Source organism: Paenibacillus allorhizosphaerae, assembly GCF_042659105.1.
In the GTDB taxonomy this organism is placed as follows: domain Bacteria; phylum Bacillota; class Bacilli; order Paenibacillales; family NBRC-103111; genus Paenibacillus_G; species Paenibacillus_G allorhizosphaerae.
In genome coordinates this window covers 71,762-97,164 of the sequence record NZ_JBHSRV010000003.1, presented here as the reverse complement: position 1 = coordinate 97,164, position 25,403 = coordinate 71,762, and the positions used below count along the sequence as shown (strand labels likewise).

22 protein-coding genes and 1 pseudogene are annotated in these 25,403 nt (G+C 48.9%); 20 read left to right on the top strand and 3 right to left on the bottom strand.

Annotated elements, in window-relative coordinates; all coding sequences use genetic code 11:
- Nucleotides 1-181: 181 nt before the first annotated feature.
- The 3 genes from ACFQI7_RS13730 to ACFQI7_RS13720 all read left to right on the top strand — a co-directional run bounded on the left by ACFQI7_RS13730 (nucleotide 182) and on the right by ACFQI7_RS13720 (nucleotide 3,428).
- Nucleotides 182-541, top strand: a complete 360-nt coding sequence (locus tag ACFQI7_RS13730; protein ID WP_218101478.1) for a carboxymuconolactone decarboxylase family protein — start codon at nucleotides 182-184, stop codon at nucleotides 539-541.
- A 25-nt stretch (nucleotides 542-566) separates the two neighbouring features.
- Entirely contained in the window at nucleotides 567-965 is a 399-nt protein-coding gene (locus tag ACFQI7_RS13725; RefSeq protein ID WP_218101479.1) for a MerR family transcriptional regulator, read from the top strand.
- A gap of 750 nt (nucleotides 966-1,715) precedes the next feature.
- Nucleotides 1,716-3,428, top strand: a complete 1,713-nt coding sequence (locus ACFQI7_RS13720; RefSeq protein WP_218101480.1) for an arylsulfatase — start codon at nucleotides 1,716-1,718, stop codon at nucleotides 3,426-3,428.
- Between the two features lie 290 nt (nucleotides 3,429-3,718).
- On the opposite strand, the gene ACFQI7_RS13715 is transcribed toward ACFQI7_RS13720, so the two are convergent.
- A complete protein-coding gene (locus tag ACFQI7_RS13715) occupies nucleotides 3,719-4,624 on the bottom strand; it encodes a helix-turn-helix domain-containing protein (RefSeq protein ID WP_218101481.1) in 906 nt (301 codons plus the stop codon).
- A gap of 161 nt (nucleotides 4,625-4,785) precedes the next feature.
- Between ACFQI7_RS13715 and ACFQI7_RS13710 the strand changes: the two genes are divergently transcribed.
- The 6 genes from ACFQI7_RS13710 (at nucleotide 4,786) to ACFQI7_RS13685 (ending at nucleotide 11,990) form a co-directional block, all read left to right on the top strand.
- Nucleotides 4,786-6,129: an ABC transporter substrate-binding protein gene (locus tag ACFQI7_RS13710; RefSeq protein ID WP_218101482.1), complete on the top strand. Its 1,344-nt coding sequence runs from the start codon at nucleotides 4,786-4,788 to the stop codon at nucleotides 6,127-6,129.
- A 24-nt stretch (nucleotides 6,130-6,153) separates the two neighbouring features.
- Complete coding sequence (locus tag ACFQI7_RS13705) at nucleotides 6,154-7,683, top strand: sulfatase family protein (protein ID WP_218101483.1); 1,530 nt, start codon at nucleotides 6,154-6,156, stop codon at nucleotides 7,681-7,683.
- A gap of 268 nt (nucleotides 7,684-7,951) precedes the next feature.
- Complete coding sequence (locus ACFQI7_RS13700; protein WP_218101484.1) at nucleotides 7,952-8,803, top strand: aldo/keto reductase; 852 nt, start codon at nucleotides 7,952-7,954, stop codon at nucleotides 8,801-8,803.
- Between the two features lie 149 nt (nucleotides 8,804-8,952).
- Nucleotides 8,953-11,316 carry a family 43 glycosylhydrolase gene (locus ACFQI7_RS13695; protein ID WP_218101485.1) on the top strand — a complete coding sequence of 788 codons (2,364 nt, stop codon included), beginning with the start codon at nucleotides 8,953-8,955 and terminating at the stop codon, nucleotides 11,314-11,316.
- A gap of 31 nt (nucleotides 11,317-11,347) precedes the next feature.
- The gene (locus ACFQI7_RS13690) at nucleotides 11,348-11,782 is read left to right on the top strand and encodes a sugar-binding domain-containing protein (RefSeq protein ID WP_230415381.1); all 435 of its coding nucleotides are present in this window, start codon (nucleotides 11,348-11,350) and stop codon (nucleotides 11,780-11,782) included.
- Nucleotides 11,670-11,990 carry a VOC family protein gene (locus ACFQI7_RS13685; RefSeq protein ID WP_230415383.1) on the top strand — a complete coding sequence of 107 codons (321 nt, stop codon included), beginning with the start codon at nucleotides 11,670-11,672 and terminating at the stop codon, nucleotides 11,988-11,990. Before ACFQI7_RS13690 ends, ACFQI7_RS13685 begins: the two co-directional genes overlap by 113 nt.
- Before the next feature lie 68 nt (nucleotides 11,991-12,058).
- Here ACFQI7_RS13685 and ACFQI7_RS13680 read toward each other — a convergent pair whose 3' ends face one another.
- Entirely contained in the window at nucleotides 12,059-12,511 is a 453-nt protein-coding gene (locus ACFQI7_RS13680) for a hypothetical protein (RefSeq protein ID WP_218101486.1), read from the bottom strand.
- A 203-nt stretch (nucleotides 12,512-12,714) separates the two neighbouring features.
- Between ACFQI7_RS13680 and ACFQI7_RS13675 the strand changes: the two genes are divergently transcribed.
- On the top strand, nucleotides 12,715-13,017 hold the full coding sequence (locus tag ACFQI7_RS13675; protein ID WP_218101487.1) for a hypothetical protein: 303 nt from the start codon (nucleotides 12,715-12,717) through the stop codon (nucleotides 13,015-13,017).
- A gap of 105 nt (nucleotides 13,018-13,122) precedes the next feature.
- On the opposite strand, the gene ACFQI7_RS13670 is transcribed toward ACFQI7_RS13675, so the two are convergent.
- Complete coding sequence (locus ACFQI7_RS13670; RefSeq protein WP_230415385.1) at nucleotides 13,123-13,449, bottom strand: DUF2087 domain-containing protein; 327 nt, start codon at nucleotides 13,447-13,449, stop codon at nucleotides 13,123-13,125.
- Between the two features lie 309 nt (nucleotides 13,450-13,758).
- Between ACFQI7_RS13670 and ACFQI7_RS13665 the strand changes: the two genes are divergently transcribed.
- The 10 genes and pseudogenes from ACFQI7_RS13665 to ACFQI7_RS13620 all read left to right on the top strand — a co-directional run bounded on the left by ACFQI7_RS13665 (nucleotide 13,759) and on the right by ACFQI7_RS13620 (nucleotide 25,387).
- On the top strand, nucleotides 13,759-14,343 hold the full coding sequence (locus ACFQI7_RS13665; protein WP_218101489.1) for a DUF2269 domain-containing protein: 585 nt from the start codon (nucleotides 13,759-13,761) through the stop codon (nucleotides 14,341-14,343).
- A gap of 19 nt (nucleotides 14,344-14,362) precedes the next feature.
- Nucleotides 14,363-14,618 (top strand): annotated as a pseudogene (locus tag ACFQI7_RS13660) (winged helix-turn-helix transcriptional regulator); the annotation flags it as partial.
- A 77-nt stretch (nucleotides 14,619-14,695) separates the two neighbouring features.
- Entirely contained in the window at nucleotides 14,696-15,157 is a 462-nt protein-coding gene (locus ACFQI7_RS13655; RefSeq protein ID WP_218101490.1) for a carboxymuconolactone decarboxylase family protein, read from the top strand.
- A 518-nt stretch (nucleotides 15,158-15,675) separates the two neighbouring features.
- Complete coding sequence (locus tag ACFQI7_RS13650; RefSeq protein WP_218101491.1) at nucleotides 15,676-15,855, top strand: hypothetical protein; 180 nt, start codon at nucleotides 15,676-15,678, stop codon at nucleotides 15,853-15,855.
- 490 nt (nucleotides 15,856-16,345) lie between these two features.
- Nucleotides 16,346-17,686 (top strand): ABC transporter substrate-binding protein, encoded by a 1,341-nt coding sequence (locus ACFQI7_RS13645; RefSeq protein WP_218101492.1) that lies wholly within the window; start codon nucleotides 16,346-16,348, stop codon nucleotides 17,684-17,686.
- Nucleotides 17,687-18,472: 786 nt separating this feature from the next.
- On the top strand, nucleotides 18,473-19,741 hold the full coding sequence (locus tag ACFQI7_RS13640; protein WP_218101493.1) for an FAD-dependent oxidoreductase: 1,269 nt from the start codon (nucleotides 18,473-18,475) through the stop codon (nucleotides 19,739-19,741).
- Between the two features lie 46 nt (nucleotides 19,742-19,787).
- The gene (locus ACFQI7_RS13635) at nucleotides 19,788-21,089 is read left to right on the top strand and encodes an ABC transporter substrate-binding protein (protein WP_218101494.1); all 1,302 of its coding nucleotides are present in this window, start codon (nucleotides 19,788-19,790) and stop codon (nucleotides 21,087-21,089) included.
- Nucleotides 21,090-21,149: 60 nt separating this feature from the next.
- Nucleotides 21,150-23,672, top strand: a complete 2,523-nt coding sequence (locus tag ACFQI7_RS13630) for a hypothetical protein (protein ID WP_218101495.1) — start codon at nucleotides 21,150-21,152, stop codon at nucleotides 23,670-23,672.
- A 41-nt stretch (nucleotides 23,673-23,713) separates the two neighbouring features.
- Complete coding sequence (locus ACFQI7_RS13625) at nucleotides 23,714-24,562, top strand: AraC family transcriptional regulator (protein WP_218101496.1); 849 nt, start codon at nucleotides 23,714-23,716, stop codon at nucleotides 24,560-24,562.
- Between the two features lie 66 nt (nucleotides 24,563-24,628).
- Nucleotides 24,629-25,387, top strand: coding sequence for a sugar phosphate isomerase/epimerase family protein (locus tag ACFQI7_RS13620; RefSeq protein WP_218101497.1), 759 nt, complete (start codon nucleotides 24,629-24,631; stop codon nucleotides 25,385-25,387).
- Nucleotides 25,388-25,403 lie beyond the last annotated feature (16 nt).

The following is a 25,403-nucleotide window of genomic DNA, read 5'->3' as shown; positions in this document are numbered from 1 at the left end:
AACCCAGAATGATCGACTGGCATTTCCACATAGTGCAGAATGAATAATTTTCTATTTGTCTTGAGACGGGGGATATAATTCCTTCCCGATGACATATCGTAATCATTTGAAAAATGTCTTGCTTTAGAGCGCGCTCTAAAGTTTAGAATGAGAATCAGCCAAAACATAAGGAGCTGATCATATGAAAAATCGGTATGAATTCGGAATGGAAATGCTGAAGAAGGTGGACGGACATGCAGGGGAAGCCGTTGTGGCTCCTTTGGGGGATTTAGGGAAAATTCTCGTGGAAACGTTCGGCGATATTTACGGCCGCGAAGGTTTAAGCCTAAGGGAACGGGAAATCGCAACGATCGCCATGCTGACCGTGATGGGCAGGGAGACTCAACTGAAGGTGCATATCGTGGCCGGTTCCAACGTAGGGCTGACGCGTCAGGAAATGGAGGAGCTTATTATTCACACGGTTCTTTACGGGGGGTTCCCTACAGCCATTAACGGAATGAACCTGCTGAACAGCATGACATTGCCGGGAGAAGTGAAATAACGTTGCATTCTGATATAATTAAAGCATGAAAACGACGTATACCATTCAGCAAGTTACTGAGATGACCGGCCTCTCCTCTCATACGCTGCGTTATTACGAGAGGGCCGGTCTCATCCGCGCCATTGCAAGAGAAGATAACGGCTACCGCCTTTATTCCAAGACGGACCTGGAATGGCTTCGGTTCCTCATCCGCCTCCGCGATACCGGCATGCCGATCCGTAAGATGCAGCATTTCGCCGAGCTGCGCTACCGCGGGGAGGAGACGGTCGCCGAGCGCAGACGGGTGCTCGAGGATCATAAACAACAGATCAAGGAGCAGATCGGCCAGCTTACCGTAACATTAGAGGTCTTAAACGAGAAGACCGATTATTACAAGGAGATGGAGCGAGACATTGAAGAGCGAACAAGAACCAAGCCGGTATGAACGAGGCTTTGAGCTCTTGTCCTGTATAATTCGGATATGGCCCGGCATTGGGAAATGTAAAGTTATTGCCTGCATCATTTCCCGGGCAAGCGCAGGAGTCGACTCCATCTTCACAATTATTTGAGTATATACGACAATTCTGACAAAATGCTCGAATGTCGTACGGGAATTCGACGGCATCGTCGAATGAAGGAGGTATGATGGTATCTATTGTTGGGGCATATGACAGTACTCCTCTTACTGTGTAATCAGTAACATGACATTATGACAAAAAGTAGAATGAATCCTACGGTTAAGAATATCTCAAGCCAAACCCAAAAGTGACAGTTAAGAATTGGAGAAATTGAGAATGATCATTCTAGACTACAGAAACAACATCATCGCTTTTCGGACGATAAGATGATCGGCCGATCATACCCGCGTTTATCGCGGCTTTTTTTATTTTATATGTCCATGCACTATTTGTGCATAACCGTTTTTAGACACTAACATGCCCGGCGACAAAAAAGGTACGAAGCGCGGTCGCACGCGAACATCCGCGCACAAAAAGCCCGCACGGATGCCCATATGCGAAGCGGGCTTTTTGCCGCTGTTTAAATTTTTAATCGAATCGGCATAGTGCTTAATCGATCCTGACGTAGGCTCGAATACTGCATGTTGATATAATAGCGCTATATATGATATCAGGCTGTCCGACAGTTTAAGACGGCCAAATGATTCCAGCAGAGTACAGGTGAGAGGAATGTGGGGATGAATAAAAAATTGTCGCGTCGGGAGTTTGTGATCGGACTCGGAGCATTAGGGGGAACCGTGCTTGCCGCTTCGGCAGGAGGCTGGCTGCTGCGCAGCCCGTCGAACCCCGAAGGCGGAGCATTGCCTGCAGGAGACGGGAGCGTTCCGCAACGTCCTGCAGCCATGAAGAAGAAGCCTAATATCGTCGTTATTTTGGCGGATGATCTCGGATATTCGGATATCGGCTGCTATGGCGGCCAAATCGAAACGCCGAATTTGGATAAGCTGGCCGCAGGCGGAATCCGGATGACCCAATTTACGAATACGGCCCGCTGCTCGCCGTCAAGAGCTTCACTCTTGACGGGGTTGCACCCTCATCAAGCAGGAATGGCTCATCTGCAGGGCTACTTCGGTCCTTACACGCAGAAGCTGAACGATAGCTGCGTAACGATCGCGGAGGTGTTGAAGGATAACGGCTACGGCACTTACATGGCGGGCAAATGGCATTTGGGTCCCGGTTTTCCGCATCAGCGAGGCTTTGACAAAGCGTACCATTATCTCGGCGTCGACTATTTCGCCACAGAAAGTATTTCGCTTAACGGGGTGAAGGTCGCTCCTTCGTCAATCAGCAAAAACTATTATTCAACGGACGATATGACGAATAAAGCGATCGGTCTTTTGGAGAATCATATGAGCGCGACGCCGGAAAAGCCTTTTTTCCTGTATATGTCGTACACAGTACCGCATTTCCCGCTTCAGGCTAAGGACAAGGATATCGCCAAGTATAAAGGCCGGTTCGACCGGGGATGGGAAGCGCTGCGCCAGGAAAAATTCGCTCGCATGAAGGAGATGGGCATTATCGACCCGAAGTGGGAACTGCCTGCAATGACCGATTCGGGAGCCGTCGCCTGGGAGAATGAGAGCTCCAAGTCATGGAGGCTCCGGGCGATGGAGGTGTATGCCGCGATGGTCGACTGTATGGATCAAAATATCGGACGGCTGGTTCAAACGCTGGAGAAGTCCGGCGAGCTCGACAATACGTTCCTGGTGTTTCTTTCGGACAATGGCGGGAATGCCGAATTTCTCAATATTAAAGATACGAAGAAGCTGCCTGGCGGACCGGGTTACGCCGAGGGTAACGGTCATTACGGTGCCGGGTGGGCCAGCTTATCCAATACCCCCTTCCGCATGTATAAGCATTACATTCATCAGGGCGGCATCGCGTCTCCGTTTATCGTTCACTGGCCTGCCGGCTTGAAGGAGAAAGGCGCACTGAGGAAAAAGCCTGCTCAGCTTACCGATGTGATGGCAACCGTTCTTGAGGTGAGCGGCTCCAAGTATCCGGAACAGTATAAAGGGCATAAGATTATACCGGCCGAAGGAACCAGTCTTCTTATGATTCTCGAGAACGATACGACGAGCAAGCAATATTTATTTTGGGAACATGAGGGCAATTGCGGTGTCAGGAACAACAACTGGAAGCTGGTAAAATTCGAGAAATATCCGTGGGAACTGTACGATTTGGAGAAGGACGGTACGGAGATGCACGATTTGGCCAGAAGTCAGCCCGAGGTCGTGAAGCGGCTAAGCGACGAATACGAGAAATGGACGAAAAGGGCGAACGTCCTGAAGAAAGAGGAGTACCTGAAATATTGGAAGGGCAAAAACGATGGAGAAGGACCGACCGGGCCGATCGATTTGCAGAAAATAAAAGGAGCCCCGAAAGCATAGCGACGGACCAGTTGTCCGAAATTATGGTTTTAGGTAAATAAATTTTCCGCCGTACATCAAGTCCGTTCGCATGCCCTGTGCGAAGCGGGCTTTTTGCCGTTGCTCAACACTTGTCCGACCGGACCTATCGATCTACGGAAGTTAAAAGGCTCTGTAGGCATAATGACGGACCAGACTGCTCCAAAGGCAATTTGCGAAAAGATGTCCTTTTGTCAACTTGCAGGTAGTCTTCATACGGGTGAATTTCCGCACCCGTTCCGCACATGCCGCACAAGCTGGTGGAGCGGCAGCTACCCCTGAACGCTGCCATAATAACGCTTCCGGTATTGGATGGCCGGAACGGACTCGTATGTGCTGAACACCCGGCTGAATTGATTCAGTGTTTCGAAGCCCGATAGCACCGCAATTTCCTTCAGCGAGTAGGACGTATTGACGAGCAGTTCCTTCGCGCGCTGAAGGCGAAGCTGCCGCAAATACTCCGTAGGCGATACGCCCATTGTTTTGCGGAACAGAAGACGCAGGTGACTTTCGCTTATATACAAATAATTGGCCAAATCGGGCAGCTTAAGCCTCCTGTCCAGGTTCAACTGCATATATGTGCATATCCTGCTGATGCGGGGATCGATCTCCTGGGGCTCGTCAGGCAAATAGCACCGCATCATGTCGAGGAAGCGGGCGAACCAGAAGTGAAACGAGGCGTTTAAGGCGAACAGCGCGGCCGTTTCGTCGGTATTGACCCTACTGATGATCAGCTGGGGCTGATCCAAGGCATTAAGCTCTTTGATCACTTTTAGGGATTGCACCAGAAGCTTCGCGGTCAGCTTCGAAATCTCCGTAAAGGCGGAAATATCCGCGACCCGCGTTAGCAAAGGGAGTTTGTACAACTCCGCAAAGTTTAAGGAGCCGATCTTGATATCGCAGCCTATCGTATAGTAGTGAAACGGACCGGAAGCCGGGTCGCTTGGCAAAACGGTTCTGGGTGTTTGAGGCGGAATGACGACGATATCCCCGGCTTGCACTTCATGAAGAGAGCCGTTCACCTCGATCGTTCTTTTTCCTTCCACGACGATCCATATAATCGTTTTTGCATAATTCGCCCGAGGGAACTCCGTTTCGGCGTTCACAACATGTTCGATAACCCATGCCATCCGCATAAAGAGGTCATCGACAAATTTGATTCTGCTTAATATGGCCACCCGAGCCAGCCTCCTCCTGAACGTGGACCAACATAATCGAAAATGCGTAATTGTTAATCGATTGCTCGGCAACCCGTTATGCTACTATTTTATTGTAGCACATTCGCTTATCGAATGTGTAACAGCGTTTACATGTATCGAAAAATGGGAGGTAAGCAGCTTTGAAAAAGAGAGAGCGTTTGATGGCGTTGATGGTAGTTTTTCTCGCAATTGCACTCGCGGGGTGCAGCTTTGGGGGGCAAAAGGACGGCGCAGGAAACAAGCAGAACGAGAACGTTCAGCCGGCCGGGAAAATGGATGTAATCGAGAAGCCGGTGACGCTAAAGATCTATTTCCCTAAAGAATTTTCCGACGAAGTTTACGCAAAATTCGTAAAGGAACCGATCGAGAAAAAGTTCCCTAATGTTACATTGGAACGGCAGCTGCCGGAAAAAGGCGGTCCCGAGGGGATGAACATTCTACTGACTTCCGGTGATGTTCCCGACCTGTTCTATTCGGTGCCCGGATGGTACGGGAAGCTTCAGCTGAGTCATGTGTTTGATGATCTGACACCACTTATCCAAAAGTACAATTTCGATATGGGCAGACTCCACCCCATGGTGCTTGAAACGATCAAGAGCTACTCCAAGGACGGTAAAATCGAAATATTGCCCGAAAGTATGGCCACGCTCGTTCTCGTGTACAACAAAGCGATCTTCGACAAATTCGGGGTTCCGTATCCGAAGGATGGCATGACATGGGAGCAAATGATGACGGTTGCACGTGACGTCAGCAAGACAGATGACGGAACACAGTTCAGAGGGCTCGAATTCGACCGTTTTTTCCCGATCAACAATAGCCAAATGTCGCTGCCGTTCGTCGATCCGAAGACGAATAAAGCGATCATAAGCTCGGACGGATGGCAAAAGTTTATGTCCACGTTGAAGGCGGTATACGACGTACCCGGCAACAAGCCGCCCAAAATGATCGGCAACGGGGCTCTGTTTTACAAGGAAAAGACACTCGCCATGTTTATCGGCAATATTAACTATTTGAACAATTTGATGTCGATTCCGGATTCGGATTTGCAATGGGATATGGTGACGATGCCGACCTTCAGCGATTTGCCAGGTACGGCTACACAGGTGAATACCCCATACTATGGCATTACGCCTACGTCTACCCATAAGGATGAAGCTTTCAAGGTGATCGCTTACTTGCTGTCGGATGAGATGCAGACGTATTACAATAAAGAAGGTCGTCTGACGGTCTTGAACGATAAAGCGATCCGCGATCAGTACGGGGCCAATCTGAAGGAGCTGTCTGGCAAAAACGTGAAGGCGGTCACGACGCTGCAACCGGCGGGGCCAAGACCGTTTACCCTTTATGACGATTATGTCGTCGTACAGTTGTCTAACGCGCTGCAGCGGGCGACGATCGACAACATCGATTTAAATACCGCTTTGAGAGAAGCCGGGGAATTGGCCGACAAAGAGATAGAGAATTATATCAATTCGATGAAATAGAATATTTTATAAGGAGAGAACCCGATGTCCAGACCCAACATCCTGCTTATTCAAACCGACCAGCAAACGGCGGAAACGTTAAGTCTGTACGGCAATCCGGTGCTGCAAACTCCAGCTTTGGAGCGTCTTGCGGAGAAAGGGGTCGTGTTCGAGCTTGCGTTCTGCAACTATCCGGCATGCTCGCCCTCGCGTTCATCCATGTTTACTGGCCGTTACGCTTCGACGATTGGCGTGCATGCGAATCATATGTTAATCAACCCGAACGAAACGACGCTGCCTCAGGTGTTGAAGGAGAACGGCTACCAGACCGCGATTATCGGGAAAAATCACGCGTTCATGAATGACGCGGCCAAATCGTACTATCCGGGCTCCGTTCCCGAGAAGGCCAGTCTGCTGCGGCAAGTATTCGATCACGTTCGTCTTGCCGAGCACGGCCATATGGTCGACGGGTACCGGAACGATCCGGAAAGTATCGCGGCTCATGAATGGGCTCAGCGCAACTGCTGGAACAGCCCGCTCGGACATGGCACAAATCCGGCCCGGCTGGAGAAATGCGGCACCTACCTCCTCGGCCAATCAATGGTAGACTATCTGGAGAAGGTTAGAGATCCGGAGAAGCCGTTCTTCACATGGCTGTCGTTCCCGGATCCGCACACTCCGTATCAGGTGCCGGAGCCTTATGCCAGTATGATCGACCCGGCCGATGTGCCGCTGCCGCCTAAAGATAATCTGGATGGCAAGCCGGAGCGGCAGAAGGTCATGCACGTGATGGACGCGATGGATCGCGCCGACGACGACTTGATCCGCAAGGTAAGGGCAATTCACTACGGCATGATCAAGTTTATCGACGATACGCTCGCGACCATTTTCACCAAGATGGAATCGCTCGGCTTAATGGAAAATACGATGATCGTCTTCACCTCCGATCATGGGGATTCGATGGGGGCGCATGGGCTCATCCAGAAGCATAACGGGTTCTACGATTCGTTTACGCATGTACCGTTTATCGTCTATGCGCCGGGTTACAAAGGACCGAAGCGTACCGGCTATATGGTCGAGCTGGTCGACGTCATGCCGACCTTGCTTGAGATGGTAGGAGTACCGGTTCCGTACGGCTGCCAAGGCCGGAGCCTCGCGCCGTTCCTCCGGTCGGAGCAGGATTACTTCCCTCGGGAGTATGTGGTTATGGAAAGCGGAGAAGAGGGAGAGTCGCCGAAGCTGTCGGATATTACCGGCCGGCCGGAGCATCCGTTCGACGAACGGTACTTCGTTTGGTGCGCTTACCGGGACGCCTGGCTGGGCAAAGGGAAGAGCATCCGCACCCACGACTGGAAGCTGAACGTCTATGCAAACGGGGAAGGGGAGCTGTACGACTTGAAGAGCGACCCGCACGAGCTGACGAACTTGTTCGGCGACCCGGCCTATGACCCTATCGTTCACGGGCTCGACCGGAAGCTGCTCCTGTGGTCGATGGCCAAAGAGGATCGCCTCCCGATGAACACGACCATTAAATTGAATTACGAAGATAAGAGGAAAGAAAACGCGAATGCGTGATGTTTAATCGATTTCGAATGTTTAAGTTCCACAAGCAAGCCTAATTCGTCCGGATCGAATCGAGAGCTAAAAAGCGCAGGCTTCGCTCCCCCGACTTCCGTTTCTCGCCTTTCGGGCTGCGGTACGGGGGCGGCTACGCCCACATCCAACGTTAAGATGATCACCATCTTTTTAATTGGAAATTTATTTAAGCTCTCTTCCGTTGTCCGGATCAACTGGTAAATAGCTTAAAATGAGTTTCAAAACTGATTATACGAGGAGGATTAACATGGAGTTCAGAAAACTGGGACGTACCGGTCTAAACGTTTCGTGCATCGGATTCGGCGGCGCGCCGATGGGAATCAACAATTACCTGGAGGCTTACGATGCCAGGAACAGCCGCGGCAACGTCGAAGCAGCGCTTCACACGGCTCTCGACCAAGGGATAAATTATATCGACACGGCTCCGGGTTACGGTCAGGGGTTAGGCGAGAGTATTATCGGGGAAGTGCTCAAAACGCGCCGTACGGAAGCGTATATCGCCACGAAGGTAGCTTCAAGCCTCGGCTACGATGAGGTGAAGCGGTCCGTAGATGCCAGCCTGCAGCGATTGCAATCGGAATATATTGACGTGATGCAGTTTCACGGAGGGTACTTGACAGAGGGGGATTATAAGCGACTTATACATGACGGGCCTCTCGACGCGCTCAAAGAATGCCAAAAGCAAGGCAAAATCCGTTTTATCGGAATTACGAATGAAAACCCGGATCACACCTTGCTGTGGGCGATTCAATCGGGACATTTTGATGTGATCCAGGTTCGTTACAATCTGTTTTATCAAGGCGCGGCCGACCCTCTTATTCCCGAAGCGGCAAGTCGCGAAGTGGGCGTCGTCGTTATGAGGCCGCTCACCAGCCAGGCTTTTGCCCGCTTTATGAAGCGAGTTGCGCCGGAAGCGGCGGAAAAGCTCAATACCCAGCAGATTGCATTGGATTTCGTACTGTCTAATCCGGGAGTTAGCGTCGCCATCTGCGGGATGAGAACGTCAGACGAAGTATTGGACAATGTCCGTTCCGTTCAAAAGCAGCAATACCGCATGGAATTCAAGCTGGATCGCGGTCAGGGCGGAGTTCAATTTTAAGGTGGTAACAGATGAAGCTAAAACCAAGAAATAAGAGATATAGAAAGCTTCTCACTATTGTTTCAAGCTGTATGATTGTTGCGGGCGCTGCATTAGTAATCGGTTTGTCCGTCTGTAAAACCTCCAAGGAAAGGATTGAAACACCTCCATTGAATCCGACCAATACGTATAAAAATCCGTTCTCGTTAAAAGAAGAATGGCCGTTCGGAGCTGCAGACCCTAATATTTTACGTTTCAACGGGAGGTATTACTTGTATGTAACCAGCGGGAGGGGGATTAAAGCCTGGAGCTCGGACGATTTGGTCAACTGGACATATGAAGATTTTGTTTCCAAGGATCCGGATGCGAATAATGTATGGGATCCGGGCGTCACTTATCATAATGGCCAGTTTTATATGTATCCTGCTGTAAATAACGGCAATAACCACTATTTATTCAAAAGTGAAAGCCCATTGGGGCCGTTTACGAGGCAATCCGAAAATTTCTCACAACTGAAAATCGATTCAAACGTTTTTATCGATGATGACGGTAAATGGTATATGATCCATGCCGGAGGGAAGGGAATCATCGGCCGTCCGATGTCGGATTCGCTCACGATCGGTCCTGAAAAGCAGCTGAACGCTTATTTAAATTGGTGGACCGAGGGGCCTTCCATGTTTAAACGAAACGGGATATATTATTTGCTTTATACGGGAAATCATTATTTGAGCAAGGGGTATCGCGTCGATTATTCGGTTTCAAAGGACGGGCCGATCGGCAAATACACTCAGCACACCGATTATACGCTCTTGCTTAGCACCAAGGACGATTTGAACGGACTTGGCAACGCCATGGTGACGATCGGGCCGGATTTGGACTCTTATTATGTGGTCTATCATAATTTGGTTGGCAAGCGACCGGGTTCGAACGGAGTCGTCCGAAAGGCTAATATCGATAGAATCGTGTTTAACGGGGAAAAAATGTCCGTCACCGGACCGACGAATTTCATTCAGGAAGCGCCTAAGAAGGCGGATTTTTACACCTGGTTGGATAGTACGGAGGGGCAGCAGTTTTTTCAAAAGGAAGCAATCGGTAAGGGGCTTATGATCACTTCAAAAGAAGCGTCGAAAGAAAATTTTGTAGCGGAGTACAATTTCAAGGGGCAGACGGTTTCTGAACATGGTACCGGTGCATGGCTGGGCATGATGTTCTCGTACAAGGACAAGAAAAATTACGCCTACATATCGATTGATCCTGCGGCTAAAACGATCAGCCTGAAGCACATGAAGGGCGGTGCTGCAAGCCAGATCGGAGAGCCGGTCAAGCTTTCAGCGGACACTGATTTTTCGAAGCTGCACACCATTCGTGTAGAGAAGAATGATAATGAGGTTCACATCTATATTGACGGGATGAAAAAAGTGCAAGGCAAGCTGCCGATTGGCGGCGGTGCGATTGGGTATGTATATGAGGGAATGGAGCCTGTTTTTTCGTACACCGCATTTAGCAATGACGTGAATGGGAGCAGCGATTTTGAAGTGTTCAAAACCGTGCCCGGGACGATCCAAGCGGTTCATTTTATGAAAGAGGAAAATCGGGGGTACTTTGCTCAAGGTGCAGCAGCAGGGGAAAATCCATATAGAACAGGCGAAAAGGTGCATATACGAGAGGGCGGCGACGGAGGGTATGCGGCTGAACTTAAGCAGTCCGGCGACTGGCTGAGCTATAAGGTTAATGTGAAGAAGAGCGGACTTTACGGATTGGATTTGGCAATGGGGAAGCTGGCTAAAGCAGCGGCAGTTGAACTATTTTTGGACGGAAAGTCGGTTGGAAAATTCGAAATTCATGCTCACGCAGCAGACATGAAAGAGGCTTGGATCAAGCAAACAATCGGGAAAATGCAGCTTAAGCAGGGCTTCCATCAGTTGGAGATCAAGCTGGTCAAGGGCGGTATCACGTTTAGATCAATGGAGCTCTTTGAGGCATCGGATGAGAAGGCGCAAATGGCCAATGCGCTTGGCGATCTATCTAAAGTAACGATGCATGGAACATGGAATCCGATCGCAAACGGCGCTACGTCTGTAATCTCACAGGATGACAAGGATGTGAAGCTGTATATCGGCCATGACGGCTGGACGAATTACGAAATCGAAGCGGATGTTACCGTCAAGGCGCCAAATGCAGCGAGTGGCGGCGGGATTCTGTTTCGTGCTACGAACGAATCGCAATACCCGGCTCAGGTACAGGATTCGATGATGGGGTATTACTTGTCGATTCACTCCAATAAGCTGGCGTTGAAAAAGCTGAATTACGGTTCTGAACATGCGGCAAGCGCAAACGTAAAGGTGGAAGCGGGGCAAAGCAACAAAGTGAAGATCCGCGCGCAGGGGAATCGTATCTCTGTTTTTTGGAATGACATGAAGACGCCGGTCATTGAATATTCCGATGCAAACGCATGGACGCATGGGAAAATAGGGCTGCGTTCCAATGTGGCGGGATTTGAAGCGGTTCATTTGAATGTTCGGTCCATTGATTAGCTGACATAACTCAAGGGGTGGAAGGAACGATATGACGACTAAGAAATATGTGAAAAATTATCCGAGACCTCAGTTCGTGAGGGATCACTGGGTCGATCTGAACGGCGAGTGGCGCTTCGGCTTCGACGATGCGGGCGCCGGTGAAGCAGCGGGGTGGCAGCGGGACTTCGGCGGCGACCGCAGCATTATCGTCCCTTTCATTTACGAGACGAATGCGAGCGGCATCGGCGAAGAAGCCCATCATCCGTTCGTCTGGTACAACAGACAGCTTGACATTCCTTTGGAAGCGGCCGGCAAGCGAATTCTTCTGCATTTTCAAGCAGTCGAAAAGTGTGGCTTTTTACAGAGATGTGATGGAGATTCCATTGGAATTTTCCGAAGAGAAAATGCAGTTCGCATCGTTTATGACCGGCGAAACCAAAATCGAAATTTTCTCCAATCAAAATATGGCGGAAGTAATCGGTGAACACAATCTTCTAACCGAGGCAGAATCAAAATCGAAATTCTTACTCACTTTTGAAGTGGATCAAGTTGATGAGGTTTGCGCCCGTTTGAAAGATAAAGGGGTGGTACTCCTTAACGAGCCACATGATAGGCAGGCATGGAATGCCAGGGTTGCCCATTTGCGCGATCCCGATGGCAATGTGATCGAATTATACAAACACCCGCTTTAACGGCTCTGGCTTGGGTTTGGATCTTTTAACAACAGTCTCGCAAGTCATGGGGATGTTTATTAAAAAAATCATTTGCTAAGTGTATTCAAGATATGCTCTACACTTTCATCATCCCAAATGATTACCCAATATTGCAAGATGCCCGCACGCTTTAGTGCTGCTGTTCGCCGATTACCATCACGTACGGATAGTACTCCATTTATATGTTGTATAATTGGAGGAGGGGCATCCCAATTATCGCGAAACATGCGTTCAAATCTCCCCACTTTATACTCCCAATGTTCCACCGAGGAATAGTACTCCATGTTGGGTTCGTTTTCAGGTCCGTGGCAACGTTGTAATCGATCAACGTCAACTAGTATGGGACCAACCCAGTATCGTTTCTGTTTCATTAGTCCGTCCGAAAACTTTGGGTTTTTACCTGCAGAGTTCAAATACAGGTGAACCCATTTCTCGATTTGTCCGCGATCGGCAAATTGTTTTGCTTCTGTACATGTATATTGAAGTTCTCCAAATATCATAAAACCAGTGACCCTCCTTGGTAGACTCTCATTAAGCGCACGATCATTATAACAAATGATACAAAACTAAGGAGGTCAAAAATGGTTATAAAAAGTTATTGACCTATGGAGGAACAAGTGAACTGTTAACGGTAAACAAGCAGACAGCATATCAAATATACAATTATATGGTAATTATGTTAGACATAGTAGGGGGGCGAATCATGAAACACATAATTGTTATCGCGATAGTCCTTGTTTTCATCGTCTCAGGAATTATAATTTCGCCATGGGTCACTGTAAGCTTCGCGGAACATCAAGCTGTTACCACGTTTGAAGGACAATGGAAAAACGTACAAGATGGATGTGGTTTCAACTGCAAAGATTGTGGTGTTAAAGCTTCAGAAAAAGTTCTTTTCGGTCGGAAGGTGATTATAGAGTATGCATGTGGTTTGTTACCTTCTGATTCACCTGAATATCATAAGCGGAAAGAGCTATTTGTATCATTTTTAGGGACTGTTCATTGAACTACCCTGATACAACTCAGGAAATAACAACGCGGCGTCATCATTTGAGTCGAATGCCTTTCTGGAAGAAGACTTACGATTATTTATCGAAGTTGATCAAATTTCCTAATTGAGAGTTCTCCAATCTCGCCAATCTCCAGGTTCATTCACTTCGTATATGTCGTTATTTCGGTTTACAAATTTGTGTATAAAAAGTTCCCTACGTATTGTAGCGTAGTCTTCATTCAGTGGCTTAATGAATTCATTAAATTCTTTCTCTGTGTACTTTTTTTTGGGATTAAGCTGGTGAGCAAGATGCTCGAGTACTATTAACCTTTTTTTCAATTGTGACGGAAGATGCTTTAGGCTACCTTGCTCGGTGAAAAAATTTCGAAGCACAGATTTCTTCAGCTTTTCGTTTTTGGACAGTGCATTTGCAACTTGTTCCGACATCATGTCCCTCCAAGTAATTAGATAATAATTTAATTAGATGATAATAAAAATAGGTTCTGATGTCAATATTCTCTGAACAAGGTTTTTAACGGTTTTTTCCTGCTAATCTTAATAACGTTACTGAGCTGTGAGACCGTTAATCGCATGGAGCACCAAAGGCTCCCGATTTGTACTTGTCGTAAGAAAAAAATGTGTAAAGTAACTACCAATATGAAGATGATCTATGACATACAGTTGTCAGCAATCTACCTGTAAAATGAAACTTGTTCAGTTGCAAGTTGAAAATTATGAGGGCGGGGTCTGTTTTTAATGATTGCTTTTTTATGGACACTTTTGTTGGTTTTGCTGATTGCAGTACCGGTAATCTCTATTGGTAAAATGAGGGATATCAGGTTAAACGCTAAACAGAAAAAATGGTGGGTGATCTCTCACGTTCTTTTTGTGATTATGTATTTTACAGGAGTATTAGGCAACTTCGTCTTAACTCTTTTTACGCTTTTTATTAAAGATCGCGAACTTATTTATGCAGCCCATTATTTCATCAAATATTTCGATTGGTACTTAATCGTTCCGGGGGCGTTAGGGAGTTTAGCCACTGGATTATGGCTAGCTGTTGGAGCGTGGGGAATCATCAACTATTACTGGGTTATCGTGAAGTGGGTCGGCAATTTAACAACGATTTTCTTTGGAAGTATATTCATTGGTACGTGGATTGAAAAGGCCTTACATGCGCTATCCCTAAATGAGTTTGAACCCATGCAAAACCCTGACTATCTTCATAGTCAAAAAATGTTATTGGCTGGAAGCGCGGTCGTTCTAGCGATATTAATCTTTTTAACTGCAATTTCGTATCTAAAACCGTGGGGGAAGAGATTATTAAACAATCGACGATAGTGCTACTCTCATTTAAAGGCCGAATCGGACGAACGAGTTAAAGCGTCTTGTGCATAATATTACTCAAAAATTCTTATTAAAATGCTTAGAGAATTAGAAACTGACGGACTTATTAGTAGGAAATGTACAACCAAGTACCTCCGAAAGTCGAATATTCAACTACAGAACTTGGTCAATCACTTGAACCTATTTTGAGAACGCTTTGTAGTTGGGGTGGAATTTATGCAGAGAAATCATACGCTCCGGGTTTTAAAATTGTTATTTTTGTTCCATAATGAAACTTGTGTGGTGGGTTTAAGAAAGTTATAAAGTATTAATTAGGTTATCCAAAAAATAAGGGGTGTAATGATACATGGAAATGAGACTGAATTATACGAAAGTGCAACCCGAATCTTTACAAACACTTTTAAAATTGGAAGGGTATGTGAAGAAGAGTGGTCTTGACCCCAAACTGTTGGAGCTGATTAAAATTCGTGCCTCGCAAATTAATGGATGCGCCTACTGCCTTGATATGCATACGAAAGATGCGCGTGCGATGGGGGAGACGGAGCAGCGATTGTATATGCTTAGCGCATGGCGGGAAGCTCCGTTCTATACGGAAGCGGAGCGGGCCGCAATAGCATTAACGGAAGCTGTGACCAAAATTTCGGAAGCTGGCGTGCCGCAGGAATTGTATGAGCAAGTCCGAAAACATTTCGACGAGGGCCATTTTGTCGATTTAATTATGGCAATTAATGCGATCAACTGTTGGAATCGAATGGCGATTTCAACGGGCATGGTACCTGGAGAATATCAGCCGGCCGCACATAAATAACAGATTGTCGCAGGCGAAATCCCCGTACATCGACTATGTACGGGGATTAACTGTAGTCTAAGCGTGAATAGGGGCCCTATTGCTCTATTGCTCTATTGACTAATGTTCACCATTATAAGATGAGATGAAGTAAAGATGCCCCATTCGCACTGGCATCCAGCCTTTCGTGCCACCCCCTCCAAGTAAAGTTGCTTTTAGCGTACTTGGACGCGTTCTGGCTAATATACCGGCAATTGCAGTGAAATTTGTCCCCAGTTCTGTACACGTCCCGTCCACTTTTTCAGTACATCCATCGTTGAAAGGTACAGCATCTTTAAAAGCGATTCATCCGTTTTATTGGGCAATCGATGCCACCGCTGATGGAGCATATCGGGCAGCTTTACATTGCATACTTTAGGGAATCGTACATATTTAAAAAATCTAGGTACAGTTACTATAAAGATAGTCAATAGCTTGATACCGGTATGGCGCTTCCGGCATATTATTTAAGTATCTTCAAAATAGGAGGGGAACTCAAAATGGCGACGAAAAGGATAAATGTAACTCAAGTAAAAAAGAAAGTAACTCAAGTAAAAAAGAGACCATATAAGATTAAACAAGAAGACGACCTTCGGGATGCACTTGATAGCTTGAAGGATGCAAACCGCAATATCAATGACGCAAGGCGGTCTATCCGGAGAGCTATAGACGAATTGTAACCAAGCATATTTCTTATAACGGGTAGCAAGAAGAACTGCTTCATAAACGACGAAGGAGCTGCCTGCGCAGCTCCTTTTGCATCTTCAAAAAATACGTGAGATTTGATACATATGTGCTGCTTAGTTTTAAGCTATACCGAAAATTTCTCATAACCTTATATTGAAAAATGGCAATAACGCCGTCGCTGATGAAGCGGTGGATTTTTCGTATAGCAGCATTTGATAACGCTTTTAGCACTTTGAGATAAGTGACCGGAAATTATACGCACTAGGAATAAAGCAGGACGGGGAAGGCATATGTTATTTTTTAAATAGCAGTGGTCATTGATCTCATGCCGATAAAGCGAAACAGTGCAAGAACGGGACAACAAGACGAACAATAATCAACATTGTATTTGTATGCGCTTACAAAAATGAAGGGGATGCAAGTCAACATTAAGCAACGGGCAGTGAGCAGAGAGATTTGAAAAAAAGAAAAGGACGTGGTCGCATGGTTAGAAGGAAAAGTGCATTGGCGTTAGCGGGTCTGATGTTCGTATCGGTACTTTCCGGATGTGCCGGTACAAGCGGAGGCTCAGGCGGAGAGAATGACCAGGCTATTGGGAATTCGGGCAAAGCGGAACCGCCGAAAAGTGCGGTGCCGGTTGAACTGGTCGTCGCCGACGGACTAGGTGATTTTCCGCTCGAACGGTTTAATAAAGTATTTGCCGAGCCAATCAAGAAAAAGTATCCGCATATTACGTTAAAATGGATTGCTTCAGGCGACATTTCCAAACGAATTACGGCAGGAGAGCCCATTGACCTCGTCATATCTTCCAGCGGGCTTCTTCAAGCTAGGGTGGTCGATTTCGGCCTTCAATATGATGTCACTCCGCTCATCAAAAAATATAATTATGATTTGAGCAAAGTGGAGCCTGCCGCGCTGGATATGTTCAAGAAATTCGGCAATGGCGCGGTGTGGGGCATTCCGTCCTTTATGTCGCCATCCCCCTTATACTATAACAAAGATGTATTCGATAAATTCGGCGTCCCGTATCCCAAGGACGGAATGACCTGGGATGACTTGAACGAGATGTCCAAAAAATTGACTCGACTCGATGGAAACGAGCAGTACTATGGTTTGTTTCTATCGTTTGCCCATGTCATCCGCAGAAATCAATATTCGTTGAATGTCGTCGATCCGGCCACTTCCAAGGCCGCTTTCAATGCGGATGCCTGGAAGTCTGTGTTCGAGCAGTCCGGGCAATTTTATAGAAACCCGAATATGAATATGACAACCGCCTCGGCCGCACTAGCGTTCCAGCGCGATGCATTTATTAAAAAGCGCAGTGTAGCAATGTGGCTGCCTGTCAGCACATTGCATACGGAAGCGGAGCTGCAAGGGATGAACTGGGACATGGCGAGCTTCCCGACCTATAAGGACAAACCGAATGTCGGGCCGCAGCCGTACCCGGTCGCATTTTTCGTTACGACATCCAGCAAATATAAAGATGACGCCTTCCAGGTGGCCGCCTTCATGGCGACGGAAGAGTATCAGATGGAATGGGTGAAGAAAGGCGAATTTTTAACCGCGCTTAAAAACGATATGCTGCGTAAATCGTTCGGAGCCGATACCGCGCTTTACAAAGGGAAAAATATTAAAGCGATGCTGCCGGACACGTACGCTCCCGCCTCTGCTTTGACGAAATACAACAGCGTAGCCGAAACGATTATGAACAGCACCTTTACGAAATATATTTTGAACCAAACCGACTTGAATACGGCGCTGCGAGGTGCGGAAGAAGATACGAATAAAAAGATAGCAGAGCTGCAGGCGGCGGAAAAGAAGTAAGCTCCGGGGATTTCAAGACATTGTCCGATTGAGCTCATAAAAAAAAGTACTGGATCGTTAAGATCGCAGTAATGGTCGTACCTCCGCTTTTTAGTCTGAAAATTATCAAGACCTTGGTTGAGTAAAGTTTATTTTCCGGACTGAGAAAAAAACATTTATCGAGGATCGATCGTTACGCTACCCCGAAATTTTCACATAGCGAATGGTTTGCTTCATAAAAGCGATTTATTGTGACATAAACCATATGTCGGGTGACAAGAACTTGATCCCATTCCCGATTTTGACAAGTACATGATCTCATTCCCGACAATTGAAGGAAAAGAGGAAAACCCACGAAATCGTATAAAACCGACAATCAGAATGCTGCTTAAAGTCCCCGCCTCGGTCATTAACACACCGAGTGGTTGAGTCAAAATCGGATTTTACTCCAACAACGAGCAATCGCCCTTCAGCTTGCCTTCTTGGCAAAGTGGAGGGCGATTTTATTTATGCTCTGTACAGTTGCGGTCATCAGAGAAGCAGCTGGATCGGGTTTACCTAACTTATTCACCCAATAATAATAGGTGCTGCGTAACATAAAGTGAATGCAGTGAACTGGGAGCCCTCCCCTGCACGGAACGTTAATACTTTATTTTCTCAAGATAGAGAACAGCTTCACACGATTGGAGTTGTGAAAATAAATGCATAATTTATTAAATTCCTGTATCGTTTTATCCGGAATAATGCCTTTATACTATAAGAGGTTGTTAAATAAATGCATATTCACCAGGATGGGAGATGGAACAGGTGGAAAGTAATCTTACCAATTTCGATGTAATTGTTGCAGGGGGCGGACCAAGCGGGATCGCAGCGGCGGTCGCTTCCGCCCGCGAAGGGGCCAGGACGCTTCTGATTGAACGTTACGGTTTTCTAGGAGGAGCGGGAACGGCTATGATGGTCAACCCGTGGATGTCGTATCGAGCAGGAAACGGAGGGGAACAAATTATTTTCGGCGTACTGCAGGAGCTGATCGACGGTATGAGCGAGCTCGGCATGTACGGACATCCGAAAGCGAGAAATGCATTCGATCCGGAGGCGCTTAAAGTCGTCGCCGAGAAGCTGAGTATCGAAGCGGGCGTTACCTTGCTGTACCATACGTTTCTAGCGGGCGTGAAGATGGACGAGGACGGGAAGACGATCCGATCGATTCAATTGGCCAACAAGCAGGGGCTCGTCGAAATGAAGGCGCAGATGTACGTCGACACTACTGGCGATGCGGACTTGGCGGCGCTAGCCGGTGCGGTCGTGGATAAGGGCCGGGAGGTGGACAGCAATTGCCAGCCGATGACGCTCAACTTCCGAATGGCCAATGTCGATGTTCAGCACATGCCGGACAAAAATGAAATTACGCGTCTATTCCTGGAAGCGAAAGAGAAAGGTGAAGTGGACTGCCCGCGCGAAGACGTGTTATGGTTTTATGCGAATCAGCCCGACGTCATCCATTTCAATACGACCCGGGTCATCTTGAAGGACGCTACCGATCCGTGGCAGCTAACCGAAGCCGAAATCGAGGGAAGACGCCAAGTGCAGCAATTGGTAGCCTTTTTGAAACGAGATGTCGCGGGCTTCGAAAACGCTTACCTGCAAACGACCGCCCCGCAGATCGGCGTACGCGAATCCCGCCGGGTCATTGGAGAGCACGTGTTGACTGCCGAAGAGCTGCTATCGGCGTGCAAGTTCGACGATGTCATCGCTCGGGGCGCATACCCTGTCGACATCCACAATCCGACGGGCAGCGGAACCGTCATCCAAAGCTTGAAGCCCGGAGAATGGTACGATATTCCGCTTCGTTCATTAATCCCGTTGAAAATCGACAATCTGCTTGTCGGCGGCCGTCCGATATCGGCTACGCATGAAGCGCATTCGGCTATTCGGGTACAGCCGATTGCGATAGCGATCGGCCAGGCGGCGGGCACTGCAGCGGCGCTGTGCGTGCAGGACAAAGTCAATCCTCGTCAACTCCATGTAGGCAACGTACAGCAATCGTTAATAAAACAAGGAGCGCGTCTACGCTAAATCTTCAGCTTCCAAATATAAGAAAAGAGAGGATGGATCAAACATAATGCAAAGGGGTCGCAAGTTATTCGGTTTGATCGTTACGGTTAGCATTGCAGCTATCATGACTTCGGCATGCAGCAATTCCGGCAAGTCCGTAGAGAAAAACAAAGCTGCCGACTCCGGGGCGCCGCTTGCTCCGGTTACGCTTACATTTTTTACCCATGGTAATTCGATCGTTTTGGCGGAAACGATCGAGTCGCTCGTCCAGAAGAAATTCCCGCACGTTACGCTGAAAACGATAAAGGACGGCAAAGGCACAACGATATTCGACATCTTGAACGGGGGACAAACCCCCGATCTGATCTCCTATTCGCTCGGAAGTCTGCAGGATCTGAGAACGCTGCGTCTGCTCGGCGATTTGACGCCGCTGATTCAGAAGCACCGTTTTGACCTGGGGCGTCTGGCTCCCGGCGTCGTGGATACCGTAAAATCGTATTCCGACAAAGGGGAATTTCTGCTGATGCCGTTTGAGCTGAACAACAACGCGATCTACTACAACAAAAACATTTTCGATAATTTCGGTGTTCCGTATCCGAAGGACGGCATGACTTGGGAAGACATGTTCAATATCGCCAAGAAGGTTACCAGAACTGACAACGGCGTTCAATATAAGGGCTTCCAATATAATGCGCTTAACGTCGTGTACAAGGACCAATTGGCGCAAGGTTTCGTCGATCCGAAGACGAACAAGGCCTCGATCAACACCGACGCCTGGAAACAATGGCTGGACGTCATGACCTCGTTCTACAAAATTGACGGCAACGCCCAGGCCGGCGACGAGAAAGTCAATTTCCTGAAAAACCAGACGGTAGCCATGCGTACCGGACCGAATTATATTACCGAATTGCCCGCGGCGATGGAGGCCGGTCTGAATGTCGATTTCGTATCGCTGCCCCGGTTTAACGGGATGAGCGGTTCGAGCTCCCAGATGAACGCGCCGTTCTATGTGATTCCGCCGTCCACGCCGCATAAGGATACCGCATTTCAAGTCATCGCTTTCCTGATGTCCGACGAGGTACAGACGATTATGGCGCGTCAGGGCCGCATTCCGATCATCAATTCGGAGAACGTCAAGAAAGAGTATGCGAAAGATTTGAAAGGACTGGATGGCAAAAACTTGGCCGCTTTTTTCCAGGACGCGATAGCAAAGCCGGTACCTACTACGGCGTACGACGGGCAGGCGAAGTCGATTTTTACCAATGCTGCACTCGTGCCGGTGTATCAGGGCAAGAAAGATATCAATACGGCGCTTCGCGAAGCGGAGGAGCAGATTAATAAATATATCGAATCGGAAATGAAGAAGTAGGCTTGAGAAGCGGATTATCGTTGTACGATCCACATAAATTTCGAGGAGGAACGTGTGCGGATGAGCGAGCAACCGATGAACGATGAGCAGCGGAAAGATAGTAAGGAGAGCCGGAACATTTTATCGCGCCGAACGTTCTTGTCCTATGCATTAGGCGGGTCGGGTGCGGTACTTGCGGCCGGAATGGCCGGAGCCGTCCCATTCGTTCCGAGCAACGCTACGGTCACAGCAGCTACCTACGGGAATTCAGGCGACTCGAACTGCTCGGCGAGCGGAATGCATTTCGAATCGGTCGGAATCATGAAAACGGCTTCGCTGCAAGCCGGTATCAGCGTGCGGACCGCGTCCTATTACGCGATCGCTAACGCGGTGACGGATTCGCCCCGGGGAGGGGCGATGTATCGGATCGTCACCCGTACCGACTACGATGCACTGCGGGGGAATACGCTCGGTCCGGAAAGCGCGCTCAACGGGAACGGCTATATCGATCAGCTGCTGGCGAACGGCAATGTGGCCGTATTGAGCGGCGGCGGTGCAGTCGATCTGGCGTCGGTCGGATTGCGGGTGCAGTACGATGCATACGCAGCCGATAATACAGCCGCCATGCAAGCCGCCCTCGCGTACCCTCTACCGGTGCTGACCGCTTACGGAATATACGTTTTCAGCGGCGAAAGCGTCGCCGATCTCGGGCAGGAGGGAGAGCTGGACATATCGGGAGATTGCCGGTTCCGGCTTGCTGCCGGATCGATTGTCAATACCGATGTGGATTACGGCAATCATAAGGCGATTCTCCGCGTGCAGGGAGGCAAGCGGTTCACCATTCGCGGCGTCGCCTTTGACGGCAACCGGGACGGCCAAACTTATCCGGCGACAAAAAATAACTTCGGCAGAGGTACGGTTCCGAGAAGAACCAACGGCATACTCGAAGTATGTCCGTCCGGAAGCGCCTACCGGACCCGGACGGTTATCGTTGAACAATGCTCTTTTGAGAACGCTTACCTTAGCGGCGCTATGTTCATCCAGTGCGGTAATGTGACCATACGGAATAATTATTCCGCCAACAATACGATCAACGGTTTCGGCGGCGCCGGGTTCGCCTCGCTTCTGTTCGAGGGGAATACGAGCTTGCGGGACGGATGGAGCGATATGTATACGTCCGACCGGTATGAAGGGGATAGGGCGCAGCTGCAAATCCGCGAATGGCCGCGGGACTACACGGCTGCATCGGAACGGATACCGGTTATCTCCATAGCCGAGTCCGAACGGAACAAGCAAATCGTCGTTCGTGGCAATACGAGCGACCAAGCCGGTGTGATCGGCCTCTTCGTCCGCTCCTGCGAGCAATGCCTCATTACGGATAACGTTATTCGCAACGTAGGTTACAAACGCCGAAGCGGCAGCTATTCCCCGACCGCCATATGGGGCGATTTCGGGAAGTTTGCGATAATCGGCAACGATATTATGACGCAAGCCGTGCAGCCTGGAGACATGCTTCCTGACGGAATACGCGTCGTCGGCTTTTCGGGCAACGGCATCGACCGGACTGGGGGACCTTGGATCTCGATGCAAGGACGATATTATTCGATCGTTGCCGATAACCAGATTACATGCGGCCAGACGTTCGGGATCGGCGCCTTCGATGACAACGCCAGCAAACGGCTGCTGAACAACAAGGGCATTATTATAACGAGCCAGTGCATAGTGCGCGGCAATGTTATAGAAGGCTGCGCCAATATTCCGATCGAAGCGATCAATGACGATAATTTCAACAGCGAATCTTTGCGGGATATCGGAATATGTGACAATGAAATATTCAATACCACGGGAAGCAGCATCATAAATCTGAGGAGCTACGGCTCTCCTGCCGGAAATCCCCGCAACTTCGATATTAGCGGAAACAAGTTGTACGATGTGCGTTCGGCAACCGCCGGCTCGGACGCCAGGCAGATGGTCAATTTTTCCCCGGCCTGGGGTGCGTTGGACGTTCAAGACGTCAAGATTGCGGATAACCGCTTCTATTGCCTGAACACGGGGGATGCCTCCAAAAATTACGCGGGAATCCGGTTTCGCGGAAGCTCGGGAAGCCGGGGCATCGTCATTCGCGACAATCAATTTTTCGATACGCTGAATGCGGTTCGCACCGAGTCTTTTGCTGAGCTCGGCATAAGGGGCAATATCGTGCGGAACGGGTTGCGGCTTCTGTACGCGGATATCGCGGCCGGAGGCGATGCCGGGAAACTGATGATCGACGGCAACAGCTGCTCGGGAATTACATTGCAGTGCGTCAATATTAACGCGGGCGGGAGCGGTAAAATATTGTCCGAGCTTACGGCGATCGGCAATTCATGGAGCGGGTCCGGCAGCGCCTATTCCGGAGTGACACCGGGCGTATCGCCGATCGCGTACTGTTTGGACAGGAACATCAATACGATGGCGACAAAAGTCGTTCCGAGTCGGTCTTTCTCCGGCACTCCCGTGTTTAACGCCCAGTATTTGGGGGAGATCATAAGGAGCGCCGACGGCTCGGCCCAATACATCGCCGTTCAGGTCGGAACGGGCGTCGGCGACTGGAAGATGCTGTAATCCGATAGCGCTATTGAATAGGGGGACGAAACTGGTGTACCATGGATGAAAGCTCAGCATATGAAACGGAGAATCCGGCGATGCTCATCCATCCGATTCGTTTGATCAGCAACAGCTATTGGAAAGAAAAGCCCGCATTCGTGCAGCAGGTGGAGCGCGAGCGGTGCTGGATCATGATCGCCGTCGAAGCCGGCCGTTTCCGGTACGAAATCGGCGAACTGTCTGGCGAAGCTGCGGCGGGGGATATCGTCCTATGTCCGCCGCATGAAGATTTTCACCGTGAAATGATTACACCTCTCTCTTTTTTCTATATCAAGTTTTATTATGCCGGAGAGGACGGCGGGGAAGCGCAGTTATCGGAGCAGCTGCGTCGCCTGTTTTCCTATAAATTCACTTCTTCCGAGCGGGACCGGCTGTACAACGATTTCCGGCATTTGCTCCGGGCCAGCCGAATGAGCCGGAACGATAATTTGAGATGGTCTTCCCACTTCGTCTACGATCTGTGGCTGTTATTCTGCATGGAAACGGAAGTGCTCGCCCAATTCGGGAACGTCGTGAGCGACCCGCTGATGAAAGAAGCGAAAGATATGATCGAGCGGCATGCATTTCGCGATGTCCAAATGAAAGATATCGTGGAATATATAGGGATACACCCGGTGCAGTTTACGCGCCGGTTCCAGGCGGTGTACGCTATGCCGCCTTCCAAATATTTATACTCGATCCGGATGGAGAAGGCCAAATCGCTGCTCGTGCAGACGAATTATTCAATCGACCGGATCGCACGGCTGTGCGGTTACGAGAACGGTCTGTATTTCAGCCGCATGTTTACGAAATATTTCAAAATGAATCCTTCGAAGTACCGAAAAATGCATTCGTTTCCATCGCCGTAAATTAATGCAGTTCAAGGTAAACCTTGGTCGTTCGTGATTCGAAATACGGGGGAGAGGAAGCCAAAGATGAAGGATAAGCTGGCGGTTCAATTGTATACGCTGCGCAAAGAATGCGAGCAGGATTTTCCTGGCGTGCTTCGCGAGCTGAGCAGAAGGGGATGGGCCGGTGTGCAGTTTGCCGGCTACCATGGACACGAGCCCGGGGAGCTCGCCGAAGTGCTGAAGGAGACGGGACTCAGGGCCGCAGGGCTGCATGTCGGGTATGATCAGTTGGCGGCAGGTCTGGATGCCATAGTGCAAGATGCCGCCATTCTCGGGACAAGGGATATTATATGTCCTTTTGTCCAGCCTGTCCGGCGGACGGAGCAAGGGTACCGGGAGATCAAACAAACGCTGCACGATGCCGCCCATCGTGTGAAAGATCAAGGTTACAGAATCTCTTATCACCACCATGCGTTTGAATTCGATACGACGGTAGAAGGCGTTTCCGCGCTCGAATTTTTGCTGAAGCCATCGGCGGATAACTTGATATTAGCTGAAATCGATGTGTATTGGATCCGGAAAGCAGGATTCGATCCCCTTTCTTTTATCGCCGCCTATGCGGGCCGCATGCCGATCATACACCTCAAAGATATGACGTCGGACGAAGAACAGACATTTGCCGAAATCGGTACGGGCGTGATTGATTTTGTTCCGATTTTACAATGGGGCGAAAGTAACGGCATTGATTGGTACGTAGTGGAACAGGACGTATGTCCGCGCGATGCGATGGATTGCCTGCATACCAGCTACACTCAATTGATACAGATGATCGAAAAAATGTAAGGGGAGGCATCTTGTC